This is a genomic window from Pseudomonas sp. GM78, from assembly GCF_000282475.1.
Classification (GTDB): Bacteria; Pseudomonadota; Gammaproteobacteria; order Pseudomonadales; family Pseudomonadaceae; genus Aquipseudomonas.
Genome location: NZ_AKJF01000024.1, coordinates 1 through 8,556, shown reverse-complemented (window position 1 = coordinate 8,556; position 8,556 = coordinate 1). Strand labels below are relative to the sequence as shown.

General features: G+C 58.9%; 12 protein-coding genes and 1 other RNA gene. 6 read left to right on the top strand and 7 right to left on the bottom strand.

All coding sequences use genetic code 11. The features are described from left to right. Positions 1-643 (top strand): NAD(P)H-flavin reductase (locus PMI35_RS28855; protein ID WP_032831318.1); only part of this gene is annotated, 643 nt, incomplete at its 5' end. Between the two features lie 301 nt (positions 644-944). Then, positions 945-1,613: a gamma-glutamylcyclotransferase gene (locus PMI35_RS28860; RefSeq protein WP_008055242.1), complete on the top strand. Its 669-nt coding sequence runs from the start codon at positions 945-947 to the stop codon at positions 1,611-1,613. On the opposite strand, the gene glpT is transcribed toward PMI35_RS28860, so the two are convergent. Next, positions 1,589-2,938, bottom strand: a complete 1,350-nt coding sequence (glpT, locus tag PMI35_RS28865; protein WP_008055241.1) for a glycerol-3-phosphate transporter — start codon at positions 2,936-2,938, stop codon at positions 1,589-1,591. The genes PMI35_RS28860 and glpT overlap by 25 nt on opposite strands. A gap of 342 nt (positions 2,939-3,280) precedes the next feature. Here glpT and PMI35_RS28870 point away from each other — a divergent pair, with 342 nt between their 5' ends. Continuing rightward, entirely contained in the window at positions 3,281-3,886 is a 606-nt protein-coding gene (locus PMI35_RS28870; RefSeq protein ID WP_157295538.1) for an energy transducer TonB, read from the top strand. Between the two features lie 50 nt (positions 3,887-3,936). Here PMI35_RS28870 and PMI35_RS28875 read toward each other — a convergent pair whose 3' ends face one another. Continuing rightward, entirely contained in the window at positions 3,937-4,914 is a 978-nt protein-coding gene (locus tag PMI35_RS28875) for an NADPH:quinone oxidoreductase family protein (RefSeq protein ID WP_008055239.1), read from the bottom strand. 150 nt (positions 4,915-5,064) lie between these two features. Between PMI35_RS28875 and PMI35_RS28880 the strand changes: the two genes are divergently transcribed. Further along, positions 5,065-5,472 (top strand): flagellar basal body-associated protein FliL, encoded by a 408-nt coding sequence (locus PMI35_RS28880; protein ID WP_008055237.1) that lies wholly within the window; start codon positions 5,065-5,067, stop codon positions 5,470-5,472. 140 nt (positions 5,473-5,612) lie between these two features. Here the strand turns inward: PMI35_RS28880 and PMI35_RS28885 are convergent, their stop codons facing one another. Next, entirely contained in the window at positions 5,613-6,065 is a 453-nt protein-coding gene (locus tag PMI35_RS28885) for an EVE domain-containing protein (RefSeq protein WP_008055236.1), read from the bottom strand. 195 nt (positions 6,066-6,260) lie between these two features. Here PMI35_RS28885 and PMI35_RS34885 point away from each other — a divergent pair, with 195 nt between their 5' ends. Beyond that, complete coding sequence (locus tag PMI35_RS34885; protein ID WP_008055235.1) at positions 6,261-6,416, top strand: hypothetical protein; 156 nt, start codon at positions 6,261-6,263, stop codon at positions 6,414-6,416. Between the two features lie 35 nt (positions 6,417-6,451). Here PMI35_RS34885 and PMI35_RS28890 read toward each other — a convergent pair whose 3' ends face one another. The 4 genes from PMI35_RS28890 to PMI35_RS28900 form a co-directional block, all read right to left on the bottom strand. Further along, positions 6,452-7,057 carry a 5-formyltetrahydrofolate cyclo-ligase gene (locus PMI35_RS28890; RefSeq protein ID WP_032831317.1) on the bottom strand — a complete coding sequence of 202 codons (606 nt, stop codon included), beginning with the start codon at positions 7,055-7,057 and terminating at the stop codon, positions 6,452-6,454. 102 nt (positions 7,058-7,159) lie between these two features. Further along, positions 7,160-7,338, bottom strand: a non-coding RNA gene (gene ssrS, locus PMI35_RS33385) — 6S RNA. 30 nt (positions 7,339-7,368) lie between these two features. After that, complete coding sequence (locus PMI35_RS28895) at positions 7,369-7,686, bottom strand: cell division protein ZapA (protein WP_008055229.1); 318 nt, start codon at positions 7,684-7,686, stop codon at positions 7,369-7,371. Continuing rightward, positions 7,683-7,892, bottom strand: a complete 210-nt coding sequence (locus PMI35_RS28900; protein WP_007982902.1) for a TIGR02449 family protein — start codon at positions 7,890-7,892, stop codon at positions 7,683-7,685. Before PMI35_RS28900 ends, PMI35_RS28895 begins: the two co-directional genes overlap by 4 nt. A 120-nt stretch (positions 7,893-8,012) precedes the next feature. Here PMI35_RS28900 and PMI35_RS28905 point away from each other — a divergent pair. Then, the coding region (locus PMI35_RS28905; protein WP_008055227.1) for a YecA/YgfB family protein at positions 8,013-8,556 on the top strand (544 nt) is incomplete at its 3' end.

The window sequence follows — 8,556 nt, the reverse complement described above, 5'->3', positions numbered from 1 at the left end:
GGTGCGGCTGCGGGCCCCCGCCGGCAAGCCACCGCGTTATCACGCGGGCCAGTACCTGATGATCCATCGCGACAATGGCGAGAAGTCGTCCTTCTCCCTGGCCTCGGCTCCCTCCGGTGGGCGTGATCTGGAAATCCACGTGCTGGCACGCGAAGCCAGTGCGCTCAACCTGATCGAGCAGTTGCAGCGCAACGCCATGGTGCGCATCGACATGCCGTTCGGTGATGCGCACCTGGCCGAGTTGCCGGACGGTCCGCTGGTGCTGATTGCCGCGGGCACTGGAATGGGCCAGGTCCATGGTCTTATCGAACATTGCCGTGCAGAAGGCTTCAAGTATCCCGTGCATCTGTATTGGGGCGTGCGTCGTCCTGAAGACTTTTATGAAGTCGAGCATTGGGATGAGTGGCTGAAACTGCCCAATCTGTTCCTGCATAAAGTCGTCAGCGATCAATGTGGCTGGCAGGGGCGCTGCGGCATGTTGCATGAAGCAGTGTGCGAAGATTTTCCCGATCTCAAGGCCCTACATGTCTACGCCAGTGGTTCGCCAGCCATGGTCTACGGCACCCTGGATGCATTGGTTGAGGCGGGGATGGACGCGCACCAGATGCGCGCCGATGTATTCGCGTACGCGCCGCGGACTTGAGCCGCGATCTTGATCCTGCCCATGTAGGAGCTGCCGCAGGCTGCGATCTTTTGACCTTGTCTTGAAGATCAAAAGATCGCAGCCTGCGGCAGCTCCTACAGTTTTCCTGTTATAACTCCGTATATAGCCGATCGGTATTTATAAAATCTTATAAATGTCGGTAGGTTATATCTCATTCAAGTAATTAATTAAGAGTGGCGCCAAGGCGCTTCATTTACTTGAATACATATGTGCCTTATTGCTACAGCGGTGCGTTCTATTTAGTAACTGTTTACTCGCGGGGAGCTGAACGCTATTCGCCATGAGCGCCATTGAATCTTCGTTTTTGAACCTGTCCTACCCCCCGCAGCTCGATCTGGGGCCGCAACTCACGCACGAACAATTGCTCAGCTCGATGCAGTCGACCATGGCGCGCCACCAAGGCGGGCCGGTGTGGCTGTTCGCCTATGGGTCGCTGATCTGGCGCCCGGAGTGCACGGCAGTCGAGCGCGTTCGCGGGCGAGTGCATGGCTACCATCGCGGTTTGTACCTGTGGTCCCATGAGCATCGGGGCACGCCGGAAATGCCCGGGCTGGTATTTGGTCTGGATCGCGGCGGCTCTTGCAGCGGTTTCGCCTATCGCTTGCCGGAAGAACAGCTGGACGCGTCACTGTATGCGCTTTGGAAGCGCGAGATGCCGTTTCCATCCTATCGCCCACACTGGCTCAACTGCCGGCTTGAAGACGGCAGCAAGGTTCAGGCATTGGGATTTGTCCTGGAGCGGCACTTGCCCAGCTATGCCGGCAACTTGCCGGATCACGTACTGAGCCACGTGTTCGAAAACGCTTGCGGGCGTTACGGCACTACTCGCGATTATGTCGAGCAGACCGCCCACGCCCTGCGCAGCCACGCCATGCCAGACCGGAATCTGGAGGCGCGGCTCAAGCGTTGTAAATCAAAGGATGATCAAGCGAGTGCTTCGCGGCTCTGACTGGCGACCTGCTTGTGCCACAGCGTTGGCGCAAGGAAGGCCATCGCCAGCAGGCAGGCACCGATCAGCAAGACGAAACCGCCATCCCAACCGAAATGGTCCACGGTGTAGCCCATCGCCGCACTGGCCGCGACCGAACCGCCCAGGTAGCCGAACAGACCGGTGAAGCCCGCAGCCGTACCGGCGGCTTTCTTCGGTGCCAGTTCCAGTGCCTGCAGGCCGATCAGCATCACCGGGCCGTAGATCAGGAAGCCGATAGAGACCAGCGCGATCATGTCGACCGTCGGGTTGCCGGCCGGGTTGAGCCAGTACACCAGCGTCGCCACAGTCACCAATGCCATGAACACCATGCCGGTCAGGCCACGGTTGCCACGGAAGATCTTGTCCGACATCCAGCCGCACAACAGCGTGCCCGGAATACCGGCCCATTCGTAGAAAAAGTACGCCCATGACGTCTTGTCCACGGTGAAACCCTTGGCTTCCTTGAGGTAGGTCGGTGCCCAGTCCAGCACGCCGTAGCGCAGCAGGTAGACAAAGACGTTGGCCAGGGCGATGTACCAGAGCATCTTGTTGCGCAGCACGTACTTGACGAAGATTTCCTTGGCGCTGAATTCTTCTTCGTGGCTGGCGTCGTAGCCTTCCGGATAGTCGTTCTTGTACTTCTCGATCGGCGGCAGGCCGACCGATTGCGGGGTGTCGCGCATGGTGATGAAGGCAAACACCGCGACCGCCATGGCCACTGCCGCCGGCACGTAGAACGCCGCGTGCCAGTCGTTGAACAGGCCCATGCCGATCAGGAACAGCGGGCCGATCAAGCCGCCGCCCACGTTGTGCGCCACGTTCCACAGCGACACCACGCCACCGCGTTCCTTCTGCGACCACCAGTGCACCATGGTCCGCCCACTCGGCGGCCAGCCCATGCCTTGCGCCCAGCCGTTGATGAACAGCAGGACGAACATGATGGTCACGCTGGACGTCGCCCAATGCGAAAAACCGAACGTGAACATCACCGCCGCCGAGACCATCAGGCCGAACGGCAGGAAGAAGCGCGGGTTGGAGCGGTCGGAAACGATGCCCATCAGGAACTTGGACAAGCCATAGGCAATGGCGATTGCCGACAGCGCCACACCCAGCTCCCCACGGGTGTAGCCCTCTTCGATCAGATAAGGCATGGCCAGGGAGAAGTTCTTGCGCAGCAGGTAGTAGCCGGCGTAACCGATAAAGATACCGGCGAAGATCTGCCAGCGCAGGCGTCGGTAGGTGCTGTCTATTTTTTCTTCAGGCAGTGGAGCCTGATGTGCGGCAGGACGAAAGAAAGCAAACATTCAAGAGCTCCAAATTTCTTGTTTTGACTGCGGATGCGAATGTTACAGTTTCGTTACCGAAAATAGCACCGGTTCTCATCGACCAAATAGCGGAAATGTTGGAAAGCGAGCGTTCCTTTATGAACATGTCGCCTACGCGTAAATGAAGGGCGGTGTAGGAAGATTTCCCGCTACCGCTTTGATGCGCATGCACCGTCCGAAGTAGTGCGGATATTTGGGAAATGTCCTGCGCAGTTACCGGAAGCCATGACCTTCAGCCCAATGCCTTCGATCTTTACCCTTTTGTGTAGCGGCCAGGTCTGGCGATGCAGGGTAAGAAGGGGAGGCGTTATGTGGAGGGTTATGTGTGTGGTGCTGCTGTGGATGTTGTCTGCTGAAAGCGGAGCGGGTGAGGTATTCCTGATACCGGAATACAACCCCAAGCCGATTTATCCGCCGGCGCTGCAACGGGCCGGGATCATCGGTGATGTCCGGGTCAGGTTTACGGTCCATGCCGATGGCTCAGTCAATAAGGTAAGCATTTTGCAAAGCGACCATCATGATCTGGCCGAGGCGACCAGGGTTGCGATAGAGCAGTGGCGATTCAAGCCATGGACGGTTGGGGGGGAAAAGCCTGCCGAGCAGGAAGTGATTGCGCCGATGATCTTTGGATTCGATTCAGCGCCACCACTTCATCTCAATGAATGGCTTAAGAAACTGAAGTGTCGCGATCTCAACGAAGTCACGGTCAACATCCCGGAGCACGCCTGGGCTGATACCACTGCGTTCTACTACACCCGTGCTTATCTATCGAATGCGTTCTCCACGACAACGTTGCCTAACGAGCGGCGCCTGGCGCTGATAGCCAAGATGAACAGGAAGGTGCCGATCATTGTCAGGGAATGCATGAACAACCCGGTTTCCAGGTATGTGAGGTTTTTACCGGAGGATATTCGCAAGTTGCTTTAGTTTGGGGCGGTCTGGACACCATTGATGGGAGTCCAGACCGTGTGGCGGGCTCAGCGAACCTGCACCACCACCTTGCCAACGGCCTTGCGCTGGCCAAGATCATTGATCGCCTGCGCAGCATTGCTCAGCGGATACACCTGCGACACCAGCGGCTTCAACTTGCCCTCGGCAAACCAGCCAAACAACTGCTGAAAGTTGGCGGCGTTGTCCTGCGGCTGACGCTGGGCAAACGAGCCCCAGAACACGCCGAGCACCGCTGCGCCTTTAAGTAGTGCGAGATTCACCGGCAGTTCGGGAATACGTCCGCTGGCAAAACCGACCACCAGCAAGCGGCCGTTCCAGGCGATGGCGCGGATGGCCTGGTCGAACAGGTCGCCACCCACCGGGTCGTAGATCACGTCGGCGCCCTGACCATCGGTCAGGCGCTTGATTTCGTCCTTGAGGCTGGTTTCGCTGTAGTTGATCAGTTCATCAGCGCCTGCCGCTTTGGCCACGGCGAGTTTTTCCGCGCTGCTGGCTGCGGCGATTACCCGGGCGCCCATGGCCTTGCCGATTTCCACTGCCGCCAGGCCGACACCGCCGGAGGCGCCGAGTACCAGCAGGGTTTCGCCGGGTTGTAGGTTGCCGCGCTGTTTGAGGGCGTGCATCGAGGTGCCATAGGTCATGCTGAAGGCGGCGGCGGTGTTGAAGTCCATGGTGGGCGGGATCGACATCACGTTGTAGCCCGGCACTGCGACCTGTTCGGCGAAGCTGCCCCAGCCGGTCAGGGCCATGACCCGGTCACCGACTTTCAGGTGGCTGACTTTTTCGCCCACCGCACTGACCACGCCGGCCGCTTCACCGCCCGGGGAAAACGGGAAGGGCGGTTTGAATTGATACTTGCCCTCGATGATCAGCGTGTCGGGGAAGTTAACCCCGGCGGCGTGCACCTCCAGCAGGATTTCGTTCTTCTTCGCGACAGGACTGGCGACGTCTTCCAGCACCAGCGATTCGGCAGGGCCGAAGGCTTTGCACAGCACGGCTTTCATCAGGGCTATTCCTTTGGGAGTGATGGCCGATAAGTGTAGGTGTGAGAGTCGACGGGTCAACGAGCATGCCCGGCACTGATAGTCAGCCATAAGCTTGTACTGGCGTGGCGGGTGGTTATGCTAGGCCGCAAACCGGATAAGGAGCGAATTGTGAAAGCGTGGATCATGTTGTTGCTGGGCCTGTCCCTGTCTGTGACAGCGGTGGCCGAAGAGGCCAAGGAAGAGGCGGCGCCGAAGGTCAATTACGTCACCCTGAGCCCGCCGTTCGTGGGGAACTACGGGCTGGATGGCACGCCGAAGCTCAAGGTCTACAAGGCTGATGTGGCATTGCGTGTGACCGGTGACGAGGCGACCAAGGCGGTCAAGGCCAACGAACCGCTGATCCGTAATCAACTGGTGGCGCTGTTTGCCCAGCAGACCACTGAGACGATGAACAATGTCGAGGCCAAGGAAAAGCTGCGTCAGGAAGCCCTGAAGCAGACCCAGCAGATCATGAATGATGAAACTGGCGAGCCGGTGGTTGAGGATTTGTTGTTCAATAACCTCATTATCCAGTAAGGCTTTCGCTGTCCTGTCGGGCCTCATCGCTGGCAAGCCAGCTCCCACAAGGTTTGAGGTGAAACACAACGTTGTGTTCAGCGCAGAACCCTGTGGGAGCCGGCTTGCCAGCGAAGGCATTTGGAAGATCGCAGCAATTCTTACGGCTTGAGCGCAATCACCGCCGCCCACTGCTCTGCTGTAACAGGCATCACCGACAGCCTCGACCCCTTCTGCACCAGCGGCATCTCCGCCAGCGCTGCCTGCTGCTTCAGGTAATCCAGCTTCAACACCCTGGTAAACGTCTCCACATGCGCGACATCGATCGCGCTCCAGGCGTTTTTCTCAGGGGTTGCCTTGGGGTCGTAGTAATGGCTCTCAGGCTCCAGCGCCGTCGGGTCCGGGTACGCCGCTTCGACGATCTTGCCAATCCCGGCAATCCCCGGTTCCGGGCAGCTCGAATGATAGAAAAAGAACTCGTCCCCCACCGCCATGGCGCGCAAGAAATTACGCGCCTGATAGTTGCGAACCCCGTCCCAGCGCGCTTTGCCAAGCTGCTCCAGGCCTTTGATCGAGAGTTCGTCGGGCTCGGATTTCATCAGCCAATAGGCCATGGTTTGGCTCCTTGCGAGGTGGGTGGAGAGGTTGTCAGGCAATTTTATGACAAACCGACAGTCGGTTGGCGCCATCATTTGCGTGCAGGTTCACGTTGTCGCAAAATGCCGGCCTTTCAAGCTTGACGCTGCTGCACGGCCTACAAACGGAAACCGCTGCTGTCATCGTGTTGATATGCCTTTGGGGGGCAATCGATGAAACGCAAACCGGATTTACTATGGATTTTGGTCATTTTGTTCGGCCTCGGCGTCGTGACCACTGGCTATGCCCAAAGCCTGTGGGTCAACAAGACCGATGCACCGGTCGAGATCTCACCTTTGCAGCAACAGTCGACCGCCTTCAAGCGCTGATCCCTGCTTTTCGACGCCGCTGATTTCGGTGGCGTCTAGCCTGCGTAATACCAGGCCTTGTCCGTCACCGTTCCTTGCAACGGCACATCCCAGCTCGCCTGAGCCAGTCGCTCGACCTTCTGACATTCGTGGGCCAGCCCCAGCAACGTCGGCTTGCGCCAGTCATTGCGGCGTGCCAGGTAGGCCAGGCTTCGATCATAGAAGCCGCCGCCCATGCCCAGGCGCCCGCCGACATCGTCAAACCCCACCAATGGCAGCAACACCAGATCCAGGGCCCAGACTTTGCGTTGCCGGGCGAGGTTGTGTCGGGGTTCGAGAATACGGAAGCGGTTGGGCTTGAGTTTTTCGCCGGGGCGAATGCGCTGGAACACCATTTTGGTTCGCGGCCAGGCACTGAGCACCGGCAGATAGGTGGCCTTGCCCCGACGTTGCGCCGCACGCAGCAACAGGCGCGGATCGATTTCGCCGTCGGTGGGCAGATAAAGAGAGATGTGTTTGGCGCGGCGGAACAGCGGCTGCTGGGCCAATTGCTTGTACAGCCCGCGAGCTGCCTGGCGCTGCTGACTGGGTGTCAGTGCGCGGCGGGCCTTGCGCAGCATGCGTCGAAGTTGCGGTCGAGGGAGCAGCGCAGGTTCGGTCATGGATTCGGGCTTCGGCTATACGCTTTCGTAAAGCGTATCTGTAGAAAAGCAGAGCTGTAAAAACGCCGATGCCGGTATTTAAACCGGCATCGGACTGGAATCAGGCTCCCCGGATGTACCGCTGTCGACTTAGCCCTTGAACCCGAAAGTTCAAGGTGGAAGACGCAGTAGGCTTTAAGGCTTTCCGTCTAGCGGACATGCACACCAGCCCAACGTGCGACCTCCAGGGTATAGCAAATCGGCTCAGGGACATCGCCAACTGGCAAGCACCCCAGGGAGTGATGAGAGTATACCGCAAGCGGTGACGCGAATCAGCCTTTGGTGACATCCGGATCAGTGGCAAGCACCAGATCGACACGATCAAGCAGGTCGCGCACCTGTTCGCGGGTCGAACCGCTGGCCTGGATGTCCGGTCGCTCTTCCTTGTGCAGCAGGTCGTGTGTGATGTTCAGCGCGGCCATCACGGCAATGCGATCGGCGCCGATGACTTTGCCGCTGCTGCGGATTTCGCGCATCTTGCCGTCCAGGTAGCGAGCGGCGCTCACCAGGTTGCTGCGTTCTTCCTGGGGGCAGATGATCGAATATTCTTTGTCGAGGATCTGCACAGTGACGCTATTGCTTGAACTCATGAGTCTTGCTCCAGGGCCTTGAGGCGCGAAATCATCGATTCGACCTTACGCCGGGCGATTTCGTTTTTTTCAATGAGGTGCGCGCGTTCCTCGCGCCAGGTCTTTTCCTGAGCTAGTAAGAGTCCGTTTTGGCTCTTAAGTTGCTCGACTCGGGTAATCAGCAGTTCGAGTCTGGCCATCAGCGCTTGCAGGTCGGTGTCTTCCATATGGTCCACTGTGTCTGACGGGTTAGCTGGCGGACAGCCTTTAATAGTCTTGGCGAGTCTGTCGATGTAGGATACAAGGCCTTCATTCTAGACATAGCGCCGTCTGGCGCCTAGCTGCCCATGACCATTCAGAATTCCCCGTACCAAGGCTTCGCCACCCTGCTGACCGCCAGCGGCCATAACGTCTCGCCTGCCGAACTGCACGGGCTGCTGCTCGGCCGCAGCTGCGCCGGCGCCGGTTTCGACGCCGAAGGCTGGCTGATCGACGCCGCCGAACTGCTCGAAAGCGAGCCCCAGGACAACGTCCGCGCGGCCTTGATCGGCCTGCAGGAGATGGTCAAGGGTGAACTCACCGGCGACGACGTGACCGTTGTCCTGTTGCTGCCGAGCGACGACGCTCCGCTGACCGAACGCGCCGCGGCACTGGGCCAATGGTGCCAGGGCTTCCTCAGTGGTTTTGGCTTGAACTGCCGCGACAGTAGCATGCTGAGCACCGAGGCCACTGAAGTGCTGCAGGATCTTGCAGCCATTTCCCAGGTGCAAGACGCCCTGGAAGAGTCCGAAGACGGCGAAACCGACTATATGGAAGTCATGGAGTACGTACGCATCGCGCCGTTGCTGCTGTTCTCCGAAACCAAGAAAGACGTGGCGGCTGCCGCCAAGC